We start from the raw sequence: 18,347 nt of genomic DNA on the forward strand, positions 1-18,347 counted from the left end.
TAGCCTGCAAGTGGCCGGAGAGCGAAGGACTATCCGGCCAGGGGGAGAATTATCGCCGCGAACGCACAATCTGATACCGACGAGTAAAGTACTCAAACGGCGCGCTCCACACATGCACCAGTCGGGTGAACGGAAAGAGCAGGAAGATGGTCATTCCCAATACCAGATGCAGGCGGAAGACGAACGCTACGCCGTTAAGCATTTCTGACGATCCTCCACGGAAAGTGACGATACTTTGCGCCCACCCCACCAGTTTCATCATTTCGCTACCATCAGGATACTGTGCTGAAAACGGTATGGTACTTAGCCCCAACAAACATTGGATCAGCAATATGCTCATGATGATGATATCCGGCGTGGTGGAAGTAGCACGCACACGCTGATTTGTCAGCCTGCGCCACAGCAGTCCTGCACCGCCAATCAACGTCAACACGCCGCAAATACCGCCGAGCACCATCGCCATTAGTTGTTTCGCTGCCACTGGCAAAAACCACGCGTACATCCAGTGCGGCGTTAACATGCCGAACAGGTGCCCGAAGAAGATCCCCAAAATGCCGATATGGAACAGATTCGACCATATCACCATCCCGCGTTTATCGAGCATCTGGCTCGAGGAGGCGCGCCAGGTGTACTGCCCGTAGTCATAGCGCAGCCAGCTGCCAAGGAAAAACACCGTCGCACAAATGTACGGGTAGATATCGTAAAAAAAGACGTTCAGATACTGAATCATTTCCCACCTCCCGCACTGATGTCGACGTACTGCGGCGCGACATCCTGGCTAAAGCGTCGCTGATATTGATTAAGCGGCGAGCTGTCACACGCCGTGGCGTTATCTTCAATAAACTTCACCTGTTCTTCTTCCCACACCGCATCCAGCGCCTGGCGGGTGTCGTCACGCTCTTCACTACGAATTTGTTTTGTGACACTGTCACTTGACAGGGGACTTCCTGCCAGTTGCAAAAGGGCGTCAAATAACGCGTACCACGGTGTCTCGCGTTGTTTTAAGCGTCCGCCAAGCAGGGCGAGGATCGGCGCAACGTTGAGTAATCCTTCTTTTGCCTGATCGTCCGGCAGCACACTTAAGTACTCCAGGTACAGCGGCAGATAATCGGGCAGTTCCCGACAATCCAGTTGCAGACCGACCTTTTCGTACTCCGCCAGCAGGTCCACCATTGCCTGGCCTCGATCGCGGGATTCGGCATGAACATGTTCGAACAGCAGCAGCGACGTGGTGCGCCCGCGGTCGAACACTTCACACCATTCGGCCTGTTTATCCAGCAGCGGCGCGTTGAGCAGGTCGAGTGCAAAATCGGTGAGCATCGACGCGTCGCGGCGGATTAATGCCAGCGCGTCGTCCTTACACTCCCACAACAGCTCGTCCGGGTACTCCATCAACAGGCCGATCACTTTGAGGATCTGCATTATTCTCCCTCCGCTTTATCGCGCACTTCGGTAATGTTGATGGCATCGATACGGCTACTGTTGAACAGGTTGAATTTGCTGTCTGAGCCGTGGCAACCGTCGCCAAAGCTGAAGCCGCAGCCGTTGCGTTCTGCGAAAGCATCACCCGCCATTTCCCGATGACTGGTTGGAATGACAAAACGATCTTCATAGTTGGCGATGGCAAGGTAGCGATACATCTCTTCGACCTGGGCGACGCTCAGGCCTACTTCGTCAATGGCGCGGGTATCGGTAACACCTTCCACGGTTTGTGAACGCATATAGTGGCGCATCGCCATCATCCGTTTCAGCGCCCGCAGTACCGGACCGGTATCACCGGCACTCAACATATTGGCGAGATATTGCACCGGAATACGCAGGCTTTCGATGGCGGGCAGCACGCCTTCGCTTTTCGGCAAGCCGCCCGCATCTGCATAGGACTGAATCGGTGACAGCGGAGGAACGTACCAGACCATCGGCAGGGTGCGATATTCAGGGTGCAGCGGTAGCGCCAGTTTCCAGTCCATCGCCATTTTGTAGACTGGCGAACGCTGGGCAGCTTCAATCACATTTTGTGGAATACCTTGTTTCAGGGCTTCTTCGATCACCGAGGGATCGTGCGGATCGAGGAACACTTCGCACTGGCGTTCGTAGAGATCAACCTCGCGTTCGGTGCTCGCCGCTTCCTCGATGCGGTCGGCGTCGTAAAGCAGCACGCCCAGATACCGGATGCGACCCACGCAGGTTTCTGAGCACACGGTGGGTTGGCCTGACTCAATTCGTGGGTAACAGAAGATGCATTTTTCTGACTTACCGCTTTTCCAGTTGAAGTAGATTTTTTTGTACGGACAACCGCTAATGCACAAACGCCAGCCACGGCATTTGTCCTGATCGATCAGCACAATACCGTCTTCTTCGCGTTTGTAGATCGCGCCGCTGGGGCAGGTCGCCACGCAGCTGGGGTTAAGGCAGTGTTCGCACAGGCGCGGCAGGTACATCATGAACGTATTTTCAAACTGACCGTACATCTCCTTTTGCATGGCGTCAAAGTTGCGGTCGCGAGCACGTTTTTCGAACTCACCGCCCAGCAGTTCTTCCCAGTTTGGCCCCCAGATCACTTTGTCCATCCGTTTGCCGTCAATCAGCGAACGTGGGCGGGCAGTAGGAATGTGTTTACCTTCTGGCGCGCTATGCAAATGTTCGTAGTCGAAGGTGAAAGGTTCGTAGTAATCGTCAATCTGCGGCACCACCGGGTTGGCGAAGATTTTGGTAATCACCCCCATCTTGCTGCCCAGACGCGGGCGGATCTTACCGTTGACATCGCGGACCCAGCCGCCTTGCCACTCTTCCTGATCTTCCCAGTTTTTCGGATAACCAATGCCCGGTTTGGTTTCGACGTTGTTAAACCATGCGTACTCCATGCCTTCGCGTCCGGTCCAGACGTTTTTACAGGTCACCGAACAGGTATGGCAGCCGATACATTTATCGAGGTTAAGCACCATGCCGACTTGCGAACGTATTTTCATTTTTTCGCCTCCTGTACCTGATCGCGACCTTCATCATCCAGCCAGTTAACGTTCTTCATCTTGCGGATCATGATAAATTCGTCGCGGTTCGAGCCGACGGTGCCGTAGTAGTTAAAGCCCCAGGCCAGCTGCGCGTAACCGCCAATCATATGCGTTGGTTTTGGGCAAACGCGGGTGACCGAGTTATGAATGCCGCCGCGCATGCCGGTTACTTCCGAACCAGGAATATTCATAATGCGTTCCTGAGCGTGATACATCATGGTCATACCCGGCGGTACACGTTGGCTGACCACCGCGCGGGCAGTCAGCGCGCCGTTGGCGTTAAACACTTCCACCCAGTCGTTATCGACAATGGTCAATTCACGGGCATCGGTTTCGCTGATCCAGACAATCGGTCCACCGCGAGAGAGCGTCAGCATTAGCAGGTTTTCACTGTAGGTTGAGTGAATGCCCCATTTCTGATGCGGCGTCAGGAAGTTAAGTGCTTTTTCCGGGAAGCCGTTTGGCGGTATCTGGCGCATTTCACTGACGCTACGCGTGTCAATAGGCGGACGATAAGCCACCAGGCTTTCACCAAAGGCACGCATCCACGGATGATCCTGATAGACCTGCTGGCGTCCCGACAGCGTGCGCCACGGAATTAATTCATGAACGTTGGTGTATCCGGCGTTGTAGGAGACGTGATCGCTTTCCAGACCGGACCATGTGGGGCTGGAGATAATTTTACGCGGCTGCGCCTGAATATCGCGAAAGCGGATCTTTTCGTCCTCTTTGTGCAGCGCCAGATGGGTATGTTCGCGTCCGGTGATCTCGCCCAGCGCCTGCCACGCTTTGACTGCAACATGACCGTTGGTTTCCGGTGCCAGCGCCAGAATCACTTCTGATGCGTCAATGGCGGTGTCAATCAGCGGTCGCCCCTGTGCCGGGCCATCACGCTTGGTGTAATTGAGTTTGCCGAGGAAATCGATTTCATCCTGGGTATTCCACGAAATCCCTTTACCGCCGTTGCCAAGTTTGTCCATCAATGGCCCGAGAGAGGTAAAGCGTTCATAGGTAGCAGGGTAGTCACGCTCCACTGCCACAATATTGGGCGCGGTTTTACCCGGGATCAGATCGCATTCGCCTTTGCGCCAGTCGAGCACTTCACACGGCTGCGAAAGCTCTGCCGGAGAGTCATGCAGTAGGGGTTGTAATACCACGTCGGTTTCTTTGCCTAGATGCCCTACGCACACTTGCGAAAATGCTTTGGCAATACCTTTGTAGATTTCCCAGTCGCTGCGTGATTCCCACGCCGGATCGACCGCCGCAGAAAGCGGATGAATAAACGGATGCATATCCGAGGTGTTCATATCGTCTTTTTCGTACCAGGTGGCGGTGGGCAGAACGATATCGGAGAACAGGCAGGTACTGGACATACGGAAGTCGAGCGTCACCAGCAGGTCGAGCTTGCCTTCAATCGCCGCAGTTTGCCACTCGACTTCTTCTGGTTTGATCCCGTCGCTGGCACCGAGTTCCTCACCCTGAATCCCACTTTCGGTTCCCAGCAGATACTTCTGCATATATTCGTGGCCTTTGCCGGAGGAGCCAAGCAGGTTAGAACGCCAGACAAACAAATTACGCGGATGATTGCTGCCGCTATCTGGTTGTTCGCAGGCCATACGTAAATCGCCCGATTTCAGCGCCTGAGCGGTAAATTCTGTGGGGGATAATCCGGCCTTGTCGGCTTCAGCTTTAATCCCGAGCGGGTTACGCCCCAGCTGCGGCGCAGAAGGTAGCCAGCCCATACGTTCGGCGCGAACGTTGAAATCAATCAGATGACCGCTGTATTTGCTGGCATCGGCGAGCGGTGAAAGTAACTCCTGAGCAGAGACTTTTTCATAGCGCCATTGGCTGGAATGATTGTAGAAAAACGAGGTGCTGTTCATCTGGCGCGGTGGTCGGTTCCAGTCGAGCGCAAAGGCCAGCGGCAACCAGCCGGTTTGCGGGCGCAGTTTTTCCTGACCGACATAGTGTGCCCAGCCGCCACCGCTTTGGCCGACACAACCGCAGAAGATCAGCATGTTGATCATCCCACGGTAGTTCATGTCCATGTGATACCAATGGTTGACGCCAGCACCGAGGATAATCATCGATCGCCCATGCGTTTTATGGGCGGTATCGGCAAATTCGCGGGCGATGGTTTCAATATACTGGCGCGGTACGCCGGTAATTTGCTCGCCCCAGGCTGGGGTGTAAGGTTTGATTTCAGCGTAATCTTTCGCGCTGTTTTCATCTTCCAGCCCGCGATCGAGGCCGTAATTTGCCAGTACCAGATCATAAACGCTAACCACCGGACAAGTGCTTCCATCGGCGAGCGTCAGATTTTTCACCGGAAGCTGGCGCACCAGTATGGGATCATGTTTTACGCTGCGAAAGTGTGGATTTTCAATGCCGCCAAAGTAGGGGAAGGCCACGCCTGCAACAGTGTCGTGTTGACCGAGCAAGGTTAACGCTAACTCAGTTTCTGTTCCGGCGGCGATAGATTCCAGGTTCCATTTGCCTTTTTCGCCCCAACGAAAACCAATCGAACCGTTAGGCACCACCAGTTCACCCGCAGTATTAACTGCCACGGTTTTCCACTGCGGATTGTTGCTTTCGCCCAACCCATCCACCAGGTCAGATGCACGGATCATCCGTCCGGGAACGTAGCTGCCATCGTCGCGCGGTTCCAGCATTACCAGCATCGGCATGTCGCTGTAGCGGCGGCAGTAATTGATAAAATAGTCGCTGGGATTATCGAGATGGAACTCTTTTAAAATCACATGGCCCATTGCCATCGCCAGGGCGCTATCAGTGCCTTGTTTCGGTGCCAGCCACTGGTCGCACAATTTGGCCACTTCAGAGTAGTCAGGGGTAATGGCGATGGTTTTAGTGCCTTTGTAGCGTACTTCGGTAAAGAAGTGGGCGTCCGGCGTACGTGTCTGCGGTACGTTAGACCCCCAGGCGATGATGTAGCTGGAGTTATACCAGTCGGCAGATTCTGGCACGTCGGTTTGTTCGCCCCAGGTCATCGGTGAGGCGGGCGGCAGGTCGCAATACCAGTCGTAGAAGCTTAAACAGGTGCCACCTAACAGCGACAGATAGCGTGTTCCGGCGGCGTAAGAAACCATTGACATGGCTGGAATCGGCGAGAAACCGGCAACGCGATCCGGGCCGTAGGTTTTGATGGTCCAGACGTTAGCGGCAGCAATCAACTGGTTTAGCTCTTGCCAGTTGGAGCGGATAAAACCGCCGCGTCCGCGTATCTGCTTGTAACTCATGCACTTTTGCGGATCATTCATAATCGATGCCCACGCCAGTACCGGATCGCTGTGTTGCTTGAGCGCTTCACGCCACAGTTCAATCAGTCGTTTACGTATTAGCGGGTATTTCAGTCGGTTGGCGCTGTAAAGATACCAGGAGTAACTTGCACCACGCGGGCAGCCGCGAGGTTCATGATTGGGCAGGTCAGGGCGAGTGCGAGGATAGTCGGTCTGTTGGATTTCCCAGGTCACCAGGCCATTTTTAACGTAGATTTTCCAGCTACAGGAGCCTGTACAGTTAACGCCGTGAGTGGAACGCACGATTTTGTCGAACTGCCAACGCTGGCGATAGCTGTCCTCCCAGTCGCGGTTGCTATGCATCACCTGGCCGTGACCATCGGCAAATGTTTCGCCCTTTTGTTTGAAGTAGCGAAAGCGATCCAAAAGTTTACTCATGACATAACTCCTGCTCCAGGAATGAATTGGGATCTGATGCCTTGTCGGATGCGACACGGTTGTAGCCTGATAAGACGAGTCAGGCATCGATTTCTTATTTTTGGCTGAACTTCCGCCGACCATAAACCAGCCAGGTCAGCAGCACACAAACGATGTAGAAGATCAAAAACACTTTCATCGCACCTACCGGCGAGCCGGTCATATTGAGCGACATGCCAAACGCCTGCGGAATAAAAAAGCCGCCAACTGCGCCAATCGCTGAGATAAAGCCCAATGCTGCCGCCGTTTCGGTGACCGCTTCCCGCTGAGCCTGTTCATCGCTGCCGCCTTTCATCTTGACGCGATAAATCGTTATCTGGCGAAAGATGACGGCGATCATCTGGAAAGTAGAACCACTTCCCAGACCCGCGGTCAGAAACAACCCCATGAAGACGGCGTAAAATGCGATGAAATTACCAGAGCCTGTGCCCGGTAAGGTAAGGAACAGCAGGGCGCTGAAAATCGCCATAAAAATGAAGTTGATCAACGTCACCCGCACGCCGCCGAATTTATCGGAAATAGCACCACCAACCGACCGCGCGATGGCACCAATAAATGGGCCAAAGAACGCCAGACGCAGAATATTCACATCCGGAAACTGGGTTTTCGCCAGCATGGCAAAACCCGCAGAAAAACCGATAAACGAACCGAAGGTGGCGAGATAGAGAAGACTGAGCAGCCAGAGATGCAGACGTTGTAATACAGGCAATTGATCGGCGATTGACGCGCGTGAACTGGCGATATCATTCATCCCTAACCAGGCGGCAATAGTGGCAATCGCCAGTAATGGCACCCAAATCCATGCGGCATTCGCCAGCGACATTACCGAACCGTCGGCCTGTGGTACGCCATTGACACCGAGAAAGGCAAATACGGGGATAAAAATCACCAGCGGCGCAACCAGCTGCATCACACTTACACCTAAGTTTCCTAATCCGCCATTAATCCCAAGTGCGCTCCCTTGTTTGGCTTTTGGGAAGAAGAAACTGATATTGCCCATGCTCGAAGCAAAGTTCGCACCTGCAAAACCGCATAGCAAAGCGATAACGATAAATATCCCAAAAGGAGTATTCGGATTCTGCACGGCAATTCCGAGCCAGACGCAAGGAATAATCAGGATTGCAGTACTAAAAACCGTCCATCGGCGTCCACCAAATATAGGCACCATAAAGGAGTAGGGGACACGCAATAATGCGCCAGAAACGGAGGGTAATGCGGTTAATAAAAAGAGTTGATCGGTAGTGAAATTAAAACCGATTTTATTGAGATTAACAGTAACTGCGCTAAATAGCATCCAGACACAGAAGGCAAGAAGTAGACAACTGACTGATATCCAGAGGTTTCTTCGTGCAATATGCTTTCCTTTATTTTCCCAGAAGGCCGGGTTTTCTGGTTTCCAGTCGCGCAAAAGGTAACGACTATTTTTCTCATTTTGCAGTGCCATATTGTTCCTCACATGTACACATTGGTAATGAAAAAAAGACAAAACAGGAGGTAAGGCGCAATAGCCAGTTATTAGAATTAAGGATGAATTAGGTGAAGTGCTGATTGAAAGAATAGATAAGAAAGCGTAACCGCGGGGGCAGAATGGGGATTAAGCAGACAGATATGTGTTACTAAATGTAACTAACAGGCTAACCTTCAAACGGGGGTTAATCTTTGAACGTATGCCATGTTTCAACCCTTCAGATCGTGAATCTAAAGGGTTGCATATTAACTATATTCTTAATAAGACCAGACACTTATAGAATTAGTGATGATTTATTCACTAAAAAGGCCATGAGCTGGAGGAAAACGATCTGTCCAGAAAGTCTATCTGTTCCTCTCTTATCGCCTCATTGTAATAATCGTTATTACAGTAAGTATTGTTTATTTCATCTAAGGTCATATTTTTAATTTTTATATTCATCTGATTTACAACTTCTTCTGTTTTATAAGTGTGTATATTATATGGGGTGTATGCTTCTTTAAAAGTATAGTGAAACAATTCGTTATCCACATCTAGTCCGTCAGAGTGAACTTCAAATGCACCAGGCGAAAGAATTGCCAGGCCAGTATTAAGCTTAAGTGCTGGGGAAAACAAATTAAATAACATGAGCTGCATAGTAGGGCAATTGTTCTTCCCAGAAACATTTAAAAAATTTAAGTTTTTGCTCTGTTTTATTATGGGAAATAAAGTTCCAATATCGGATGTATTCTTAGTGTCAATGCGGGTTATTTTATTATTGTCCAGCCTTAAACTTTTGATAGATGAAAGATAAGTCAGGAAATGAAGGTTTATTTTTTTCAACTGATTGTTCGCAGCGTTTAATGTCTGTACATTGCAGAAGTTGCTAAAGAATATTTTAATTTCAGAAAGCAAGTTGTTGTTGATAAGTAACGTATTCAAGTTGGGAAATAAGGCATTATGTAAACTTGTTAGTTTATTATGGGATAGATCCAGAAGTAAGAGTTCATCTTTATTTCCTGCAGCAATATCAGTTAATTGATTGTGGCTGAGATTCAGGTACTGCAGCCTTTCGCAACATTCTAATTGCACAAACTCTAGTTGATTATGTGCCGCACTAAAATAAGTAACTGATGAAAGCCCATCTATATCAATATTTCTGAGAGCATTATTATTCACAGATATATGTTTAATGCTTACATTTCTGCCTTGAGGAAAATTTATAGACTCAAGAGCATTACTATTCAGACTAAGGTTGATGAGTTTATCGTAGTTGGTTGCATCAAAATGTTTGAGTTGGTTCTCATCAAGATTGATAGAGGTGAAGTTTTGCAGCCCTGGTGGTTGAGTAGTTAAATTAAGTCCAGATAAATCAATGTCATTCTGCTTCGAAAAAAAAGCACGGTTTATCCTTTCTGCCGCTTCTTTTCGGCATTCTTGACGATGAAGTTCACCTGTGACTATGCATTCTTCTTTCCATTTATTCAATTCATGCATCCAGCTATATAAATTCTGTTCGGGGAGTCGCTGTAGGGACTGCTTTGTTTTAAAAAAGATTAAAGGAAACTTCATAACTACTCCATGGCAATAATATATTTTTTGATTTATTATCCTTGATAAGTCAGGATGTTTTTTATAACTCTGTGGTAAAGGATTGGCTTAACCAATTATGAAATGTTGGTCCATAACCTAAGGAATTTTTATTCTCATCATAAATGTAATAACAGATAGGGGTGCCTGTTGCGTCCTTGAGTTCTGAGGATGAGGATGAGGATAGGGGCGTATCGTTATCAAACCGACAAGCGCGATACATAGGCAGAATAGATTTTAATTCTTCTTCAGAAAGTGTTGTTTCTTGTTCTATTAAAGTTAAATTGCTGAAATAAGGTTTTGAACGGTAACGAATCGACATTGAATCATTGTTTTCTTTATTATCACCTTCAGTATTTTTGCTTATTTCTACAAGATGCTTATTACTGGTGTCGATATTTTTAATTGCTAGATCATAAGATATCTTAATGGTCACTTCATCAATATTATCAACTAAATCCATTATTGCATTCCAGTACTGCATTTGTGCAATAGGATCATTGTTAATACCGTTAACTGATAAATACCAAAGATGTTTTGATGATATTAACTCATTAATGTTATCTGTTGGTAATAAATTGTTATTACTTAAGTCTAAATATTCTAGTATCGCAGTGCTTTTAGCGTTTAAATTTGCAATATGGTTGTCGTTTAAAGCGATTTTTTTCACCATGGGGTGATAGTGTAATTTAAGATCATTGATCATATTGTGACAAGCACTTAACTCAATCAGAGATTCTTGTTGAGAAACATCCAGCGATGTTAGCTGGTTATTATCAAGGTTAAGAAATTTCAGTTTATAACTGTCAGAAATATTAATTTCTTTTAGATTATTATTTTGCGCTTCCAGATTAACCAATGAATGCTGATTTTTTAAATCTAAACTTTCCAGCTTGTTGCAATCGATATAAATATTTTCCAGTTTTGATTCATTTGGAAAGGTTATCGTTTCAATATTATTCAAGGTGAGGTTGATATTGATAAGACTAGCATTGTCGGTAAAGTCAAGGAAAGTTAGACAATTCCCCTCCAAATTCAATGTCTTAACTGTAGGGGGGATAGGCGGTAACTCACTCAAATCAAGATATGACAAATTAAGAGATTCCATGTTTGAGTTGTAAGCTTCATTAATTCGCTCTAGAATAGTTCTTTTTTCTACGCCATTATTAAGCGATTTCTCACCCCATTGTGCCAGTTGTTCAAAAAAATTGCTGGCGATGGTTTCTCTGTTAGGTAATGCGTTATTCACTTGATAACTGGCATTATTTTTTACACAAGCTGTATTAATATTGGTCATAATCACTCATCAATAAATATTATACTAAGATGTCCCCGGAGGGTATGGAAGAATATTAATTGAGGTGAATGACCAGAAATATCAAAAATTGCTCATTTTTACTTAAGGAGTCATACAGCAGCACTTAAATTAAAAACCAGCCCAGATAAGGGCTGGTCAGGAGAGGATGTTAGAACTGATAGGTAATGCCCGTTGCGACGATGTTATCGGTGCGAATATCTACGGCACGGGTAAAGTCGCTTTCATCGATCAGGTTGATTTTATAATCAACATAGGTCGACATATTTTTGTTGAAGAAATACGTTGCACCAACGTCGATATACTCAATCATGTCCTGATCGCCGTAACGCCCCAGATCTCTGCCTTTTGATTTCAGGTAAGCGAGTGATGGGCGCAAGCCGAAGTCGAATTGATATTGGGCCACCACTTCGAAACTTTGTGCTTTGTTAGAGATATAACCATCACCATAGGTGGTCATGTTTAATGTTTCAGCGTAATTAGCTGCAAAGTAAATGTTGTTGGCATCATATTTTATACCTGTTGCCCACAGTTCTGCATTCTTACCGGAGGCATTGAGAGGATTAGCCGCTGCTCTTTCCTGCGCATTTGTCCGATCAGATTTGGTATACACAGCACCGATCCCAAAGCCATCATAAACATAAGTTGAGGAGATACCGAAACCGTCACCATTGGCACGCGTATAGTCAGCACCATAAAGATGAGCGTTGTCAGTGCGTTCATTTTTGCCTTGATATTGTGCGGCAAAGTTCAGCCCTTCAATTAAGCCAAAGAAATCGTAGTTGCGATAGGTTGCCACACCAGTGGTACGATATGTCATGAAGACATCTTTCTGGCTCCAGGTATCGCCACCAAATTCTGGCAACATATCGGTCCATGAACCAATGTCATAACCGACACCGTAGTTACGACCATAGTCCAGAGAGCCAAATTCACTAATTTTTAAACCTGCATAGGCAAGGCGGGTTTTGTTGCCGCGCGAGCCGTTGGCTTCATCGTTATAGCCTTTAAAATCATATTCCCAGTGACCAAAACCAATCATTTGATCATTGATTTGCGTTTCTCCTTTAAAACCGAGACGGGCATAAGTTTTATCACCATCGTCACGCTTATCATCAGTAAAATAACGTAGAGCGGTAACCTTGCCATAAAGGTCTAGTTTATTACCATCCTTGTTATATACTTCGGCAGCATGTGCTACGTTCGCAGCTAACAAACCAGTTACAACCACCGCAACTATTTTTAATTTCATTTAACAGTATCCTTTTAATTATCGTTAAACCTATTTTCTAAACGAATTTTAAACGGCGTCATTTACAAATGACATACTGTTTTTAAAATAGAATGGTGATTAAAAACAATGAGAATACTAGATGAAATAATATTATTTGTCGATATGTGATCGAAGTCGAAATGAGATATAAGGTGAATTACTGGTATTTGAAATTTATTTTTTATTATTGTCGTAATTTAGCGGGTTAACTGCCGGGTGCTATGACCCGACAATAATTTTATCCACGACGTGTCGCCAGCCAGCAGAGCAGGGAACCGCCGCAGACCATCAGTGCGCCTTGCCAGAATGAGAACGATAGGGGAGCACTAAGCAGTACCGCAGCAAGCGCCGACGAAAGTACGGGCGTAAAATACGAACCTACTGCCATAATGGTGACGTTGCCATGTAAAATGCCAACGTTCCACGCAGCGTAAGCAAATCCTAAGGTAAATGCCGCAGAGATGAGTTTAATCATGACGGGTGTGCTAAATACCATTTCTGGTTGTGGCGTGAGAAAATAGTAAACCCACAGACTTGCTCCCGTTAGCAGGACAAAAACGGTTATTCCATTAAATCCGCGTGCGTATTTATTCGTTACTGTACAATAAGCTGCCCAGATAAAAGCGCCAATGAACGCCAGGAAATAACTCAATGGACTGGTGGTAATATTATTAATGATTTCATCATAGTGTAACCCATTGTCACCGCCTAACACCCAGCAGACACCGACCAGGGCTAATAATAATCCAGGTACAATCAGCCAGTTGGTTTTCTGACCATTAAACAGAATGGCAAAGAGAATTGTCAGGCTGGGCCATAGATAGTTCACCATACCCACTTCAATTGCCTGATGACGGGTCGCTGCATAACCTAAGGAAAGTGCCAGACAGATTTCATAGCTGACGAATAACAGACTCCCGGCGAGTAAATAGCCTTTCGGGATCTGCCGAATACGCGGAAATCCAACCGTGAAGATTAACAGCAGCCCGCTTAATGAATAGATAGCAGCTGCGCCGCCGACCGGACCGAGCCCCTCACTGACACCGCGAATCAATCCTACCATCGTGCTCCACAGGACGATCGCTATTAGCCCTATGAGCGTTGCTTTTTGTCGTGTCATGCTCGCTGTTTTCTCTCTCTTGCCGTTAAAAATTAAGCTGAATTTTATAGCATTTTTTTAACTGGCCTGTCAGGCAGTGGTGCGTTTTTCTACCGCTATTGAGGTAGGTCAATTTGCGCAGGCGGATTATTTTGTGGCAAACAGCTGTTCTTTTTGATTTCGCGCAAAAAGATTCAGAATTTTACTGTTAGTTTCCTCGCGCAGTAATACCCCTGAAAAAAGAGGAAAGCAATGGACGTCAGTCGCAGACAATTTTTTAAAATCTGCGCGGGCGGTATGGCGGGAACAACAGTCGCGGCATTGGGTTTTGCCCCGAAGCAAGCACTGGCTCAGGCGCGAAACTACAAATTATTACGCGCGAAAGAGATCCGTAACACTTGTACATACTGTTCCGTAGGTTGCGGGCTATTGATGTATAGCCTGGGTGATGGCGCGAAAAACGCCAGAGAAGCGATTTATCACATTGAAGGTGACCCGGATCATCCGGTAAGCCGTGGTGCGCTGTGCCCGAAAGGGGCCGGATTGCTGGATTACGTCAACAGCGAAAACCGTCTGCGCTACCCGGAATATCGTGCGCCAGGTTCTGACAAATGGCAGCGCATTAGCTGGGAAGAAGCATTCTCCCGCATTGCGAAGCTGATGAAGGCAGACCGTGACGCTAACTTTATTGAAAAGAATGAGCAGGGCGTAACGGTAAACCGTTGGCTTTCTACCGGTATGCTGTGTGCTTCCGGTGCCAGCAACGAAACCGGGATGCTGACACAGAAATTTGCCCGCTCCCTCGGGATGCTGGCGGTAGACAACCAGGCGCGCGTCTGACACGGACCAACGGTAGCAAGTCTTGCTCCAACATTTGGTCGCGGTGCGATGACCAACCACTGGGTGGATATCAAAAACGCTAACGTCGTAATGGTGATGGGCGGTAACGCTGCTGAAGCGCATCCCGTCGGTTTTCGCTGGGCGATGGAAGCGAAAAACAACAACGATGCAACCTTGATCGTTGTCGATCCCCGTTTTACGCGTACCGCTTCTGTGGCGGATATCTACGCACCTATTCGTTCCGGTACGGACATTACGTTCCTGTCTGGCGTTTTGCGCTACCTGATCGAAAACAACAAAATCAATGCCGAATACGTTAAGCATTACACCAACGCCAGCCTGCTGGTGCGTGATGATTTTACTTTTGAAGACGGCCTGTTCAGCGGTTATGACGCTGAAAAACGGCAATACGATAAATCGTCCTGGAACTATCAGTTCGATGAAAACGGCTATGCGAAACGCGATGAAACACTGACTCATCCGCGCTGTGTGTGGAACCTGCTGAAAGCACACGTTTCCCGCTACACGCCGGACGTTGTTGAAAACATCTGCGGTACACCAAAAGCCGACTTCCTGAAAGTGTGTGAAGTGCTGGCCTCCACCAGCGCGCCGGATCGCACCACCACCTTCCTGTACGCGCTGGGCTGGACCCAACACACCGTGGGTGCGCAGAACATCCGTACTATGGCGATGATCCAGTTGCTGCTCGGTAACATGGGTATGGCTGGTGGCGGCGTGAACGCATTGCGTGGTCACTCTAACATTCAGGGCCTGACCGACTTAGGCCTGCTCTCTACCAGCCTGCCGGGTTATCTGACGCTGCCGTCAGAAAAACAGGTTGATTTGCAGTCGTATCTGGAAGCGAACACGCCGAAAGCGACGCTGGCTGATCAGGTGAACTACTGGAGCAACTATCCGAAGTTCTTCGTTAGCCTGATGAAATCTTTCTACGGCGATGCCGCGCAGAAAGAGAACAACTGGGGCTATGACTGGCTGCCGAAGTGGGACCAGACCTACGACGTCATCAAGTATTTCAACATGATGGATGAAGGCAAAGTCACAGGTTATTTCTGCCAGGGCTTTAACCCGGTTGCGTCCTTCCCGGACAAAAACAAAGTGGTGAGCTGCCTGAGCAAGCTGAAGTACATGGTGGTTATCGATCCGCTGGTGACTGAAACCTCTACTTTCTGGCAGAACCACGGCGAGTCGAACGATGTCGATCCGGCGTCTATTCAGACAGAGGTATTCCGTCTGCCTTCGACCTGCTTTGCTGAAGAAGATGGTTCTATCGCTAACTCCGGTCGCTGGTTGCAGTGGCACTGGAAAGGTCAGGACGCGCCAGGCGAAGCACGTAACGACGGCGAAATTCTGGCGGGTATCTACCATCATCTTCGCGAGTTGTACAAAGCCGAAGGTGGTAAAGGTGTAGAACCGCTGATGAAGATGAGCTGGAACTACAAGCAGCCGCACGAGCCGCAGTCTGACGAAGTGGCAAAAGAGAACAACGGCTATGCGCTGGAAGATCTCTATGACGCTAATGGCGTACTGATTGCGAAGAAAGGGCAGTTGCTGAGTAGCTTTGCGCATCTGCGTGATGACGGTACAACCGCATCGTCTTGCTGGATCTACACCGGTAGCTGGACAGAGCAGGGCAACCAGATGGCCAACCGCGATAACTCCGACCCGTCCGGTCTGGGGAATACGCTGGGATGGGCCTGGGCGTGGCCGCTCAACCGTCGCGTGCTGTACAACCGTGCTTCGGCGGATATCAACGGTAAACCTTGGGATCCGAAACGGATGCTGATCCAGTGGAACGGCAGCAAGTGGACGGGTAACGATATTCCGGACTTCGGCAATGCCGCACCGGGTACGCCAACCGGGCCGTTTATCATGCAGCCGGAAGGGATGGGACGCCTGTTTGCCATTAATAAAATGGCGGAAGGTCCGTTCCCGGAACACTACGAGCCAATTGAAACGCCGCTGGGCACTAACCCGCTGCATCCGAACGTGGTGTATAACCCGGTTGTTCGTCTGTATGAACAAGACGCGCTGCGGATGGGTAAAAAAGAGCAGTTCCCGTATGTGGGTACGACCTATCGTCTGACCGAGCACTTCCACACCTGGACCAAGCACGCGTTGCTCAACGCAATTGCTCAGCCGGAACAGTTTGTGGAAATCAGCGAAACGCTGGCGGCGGCGAAAGGCATTGCCAATGGCGATCGTGTCACTGTCTCCAGCAAGCGTGGCTTTATCCGCGCGGTGGCTGTGGTAACGCGCCGTCTGAAACCGCTGAATGTAAACGGTCAGCAGGTTGAAACGGTGGGTATTCCAATCCACTGGGGCTTTGAGGGTGTCGCGCGTAAAGGTTATATCGCTAACACTCTGACGCCGAATGTCGGTGATGCAAACTCGCAAACGCCGGAATATAAAGCGTTCTTAGTCAACATCGAGAAGGCGTAAGGGGGCGAACAGATGGCTATGGAAACGCAGGACATTATCAAAAGGTCCGCAACTAACTCCATCACGCCGCCTTCTCAGGTGCGTGATTACAAAGCAGAAGTCGCGAAACTTATCGACGTTTCCACCTGTATCGGCTGTAAAGCCTGTCAGGTGGCGTGTTCGGAGTGGAACGATATCCGTGATGAAGTGGGGCACTGCGTCGGGGTTTATGATAACCCCGCCGATCTGAGCGCCAAGTCCTGGACGGTGATGCGCTTTAGCGAAACCGAACAGAACGGCAAGCTGGAGTGGCTGATCCGTAAAGACGGTTGTATGCACTGTGAAGATCCGGGCTGCCTGAAGGCGTGCCCGTCTGCTGGTGCGATCATTCAGTACGCTAACGGGATTGTCGATTTCCAGTCGGAAAACTGCATCGGCTGTGGTTACTGCATTGCCGGGTGTCCGTTTAATATTCCACGCCTCAACAAAGAGGATAACCGGGTATATAAATGCACACTCTGCGTCGATCGCGTCAGCGTTGGTCAGGAACCGGCTTGTGTGAAAACTTGTCCGACCGGGGCTATCCACTTCGGCACCAAGAAGGAGATGCTGGAGCTGGCGGAACAGCGCGTGGCGAAACTGAAAGCGCGTGGTTACGAACATGCTGGCGTCTACAACCCGGAAGGGGTCGGTGGTACGCACGTCATGTACGTGCTGCATCACGCCGATCAGCCGGAGCTGTATCACGGTCTGCCGAAAGATCCAAAGATCGATACATCGGTAAATCTTTGGAAAGGCGCGTTGAAACCGCTGGCAGCGGCTGGCTTTATCGCCACTTTTGCCGGGTTAATTTTCCACTACATCGGTATTGGCCCGAATAAGGAAGTGGACGATGACGAGGAGGATCATCATGAGTAAGTCGAAAATGATTGTGCGCACCAAGTTTATTGATCGCGCCTGTCACTGGACCGTGGTGATTTGCTTCTTCCTGGTAGCGTTGTCCGGGATTTCGTTCTTCTTCCCGACGCTGCAATGGCTGACACAAACCTTCGGTACGCCGCAGATGGGACGCATTTTGCACCCGTTCTTCGGCATTGCGATTTTCGTCGCGCTGATGTTTATGTTTGTGCGTTTTGTGCATCACAACATCCCGGATAAGAAAGATATTCCGTGGCTGTTGAACATTGTCGAAGTATTAAAAGGCAATGAACACAAAGTGGCGGATGTTGGTAAGTACAACGCCGGGCAAAAGATGATGTTCTGGTCGATCATGAGCATGATTTTCGTGCTGCTGGTAACCGGGGTGATTATCTGGCGTCCGTACTTTGCGCAGTACTTCCCGATGCAGGTTGTCCGTTATAGCCTGTTGATTCACGCGGCTGCGGGTATCATCCTGATCCACGCCATCCTGATCCATATGTATATGGCATTCTGGGTGAAAGGGTCGATTAAAGGGATGATCGAAGGGAAGGTGAGCCGTCGTTGGGCGAAGAAACACCATCCACGCTGGTATCGTGAAATCGAAAAGGCAGAAGCGAAAAAAGAGAGTGAAGAAGGGATATAATCTCTTTTGAACTTTAAGCTGAAAATGGCGCTGTAAAA

12 protein-coding genes are annotated in these 18,347 nt (G+C 48.8%); 3 read left to right on the forward strand and 9 right to left on the reverse strand.

Features of this window, described 5'->3' with window-relative positions:
- Window positions 1-49: 49 nt before the first annotated feature.
- The 9 genes from narI to yddG all read right to left on the reverse strand — a co-directional run bounded on the left by narI (window position 50) and on the right by yddG (window position 13,487).
- On the reverse strand, window positions 50-730 hold the full coding sequence (narI, locus tag QUF14_RS09305; RefSeq protein ID WP_000617115.1) for a respiratory nitrate reductase subunit gamma: 681 nt from the start codon (window positions 728-730) through the stop codon (window positions 50-52).
- Window positions 727-1,422, reverse strand: a complete 696-nt coding sequence (narW, locus tag QUF14_RS09310) for a nitrate reductase molybdenum cofactor assembly chaperone (RefSeq protein ID WP_001166338.1) — start codon at window positions 1,420-1,422, stop codon at window positions 727-729. The genes narI and narW overlap by 4 nt, the downstream gene beginning before the upstream one ends.
- On the reverse strand, window positions 1,422-2,966 hold the full coding sequence (gene narH / locus QUF14_RS09315) for a nitrate reductase subunit beta (protein ID WP_000702545.1): 1,545 nt from the start codon (window positions 2,964-2,966) through the stop codon (window positions 1,422-1,424). Before narH ends, narW begins: the two co-directional genes overlap by 1 nt.
- Window positions 2,963-6,703, reverse strand: a complete 3,741-nt coding sequence (narZ, locus tag QUF14_RS09320; protein WP_024212149.1) for a nitrate reductase Z subunit alpha — start codon at window positions 6,701-6,703, stop codon at window positions 2,963-2,965. The genes narH and narZ overlap by 4 nt, the downstream gene beginning before the upstream one ends.
- Window positions 6,704-6,797: 94 nt before the next feature.
- Complete coding sequence (gene narU, locus QUF14_RS09325; RefSeq protein WP_001207897.1) at window positions 6,798-8,186, reverse strand: nitrate/nitrite transporter NarU; 1,389 nt, start codon at window positions 8,184-8,186, stop codon at window positions 6,798-6,800.
- A 324-nt stretch (window positions 8,187-8,510) separates the two neighbouring features.
- Complete coding sequence (locus tag QUF14_RS09330) at window positions 8,511-9,761, reverse strand: leucine-rich repeat domain-containing protein (protein WP_000671667.1); 1,251 nt, start codon at window positions 9,759-9,761, stop codon at window positions 8,511-8,513.
- Between the two features lie 61 nt (window positions 9,762-9,822).
- On the reverse strand, window positions 9,823-11,076 hold the full coding sequence (locus QUF14_RS09335) for a leucine-rich repeat domain-containing protein (protein WP_000181874.1): 1,254 nt from the start codon (window positions 11,074-11,076) through the stop codon (window positions 9,823-9,825).
- Between the two features lie 169 nt (window positions 11,077-11,245).
- Window positions 11,246-12,346: a porin OmpC gene (ompC, locus tag QUF14_RS09340; protein WP_000768391.1), complete on the reverse strand. Its 1,101-nt coding sequence runs from the start codon at window positions 12,344-12,346 to the stop codon at window positions 11,246-11,248.
- 259 nt (window positions 12,347-12,605) lie between these two features.
- A complete protein-coding gene (gene yddG, locus QUF14_RS09345; protein WP_000198214.1) occupies window positions 12,606-13,487 on the reverse strand; it encodes an aromatic amino acid efflux DMT transporter YddG in 882 nt (293 codons plus the stop codon).
- Between the two features lie 231 nt (window positions 13,488-13,718).
- Between yddG and fdnG the strand changes: the two genes are divergently transcribed.
- From fdnG to fdnI, 3 genes are read left to right on the forward strand one after another with little or no spacing between them, the layout of a single operon-like run.
- On the forward strand, window positions 13,719-16,766 hold the full coding sequence (gene fdnG / locus QUF14_RS09350) for a formate dehydrogenase-N subunit alpha (protein WP_145960282.1): 3,048 nt from the start codon (window positions 13,719-13,721) through the stop codon (window positions 16,764-16,766).
- 12 nt (window positions 16,767-16,778) lie between these two features.
- Window positions 16,779-17,663, forward strand: coding sequence for a formate dehydrogenase N subunit beta (gene fdnH, locus QUF14_RS09355; protein ID WP_001240580.1), 885 nt, complete (start codon window positions 16,779-16,781; stop codon window positions 17,661-17,663).
- Complete coding sequence (gene fdnI, locus QUF14_RS09360) at window positions 17,656-18,309, forward strand: formate dehydrogenase-N subunit gamma (protein WP_000045648.1); 654 nt, start codon at window positions 17,656-17,658, stop codon at window positions 18,307-18,309. Before fdnH ends, fdnI begins: the two co-directional genes overlap by 8 nt.
- The last annotated feature ends 38 nt before the right edge of the window (window positions 18,310-18,347 follow it).

The sequence above is a fragment of the Escherichia sp. HH091_1A genome (assembly GCF_030295175.1).
Taxonomy (GTDB): domain Bacteria; phylum Pseudomonadota; class Gammaproteobacteria; order Enterobacterales; family Enterobacteriaceae; genus Escherichia; species Escherichia coli_F.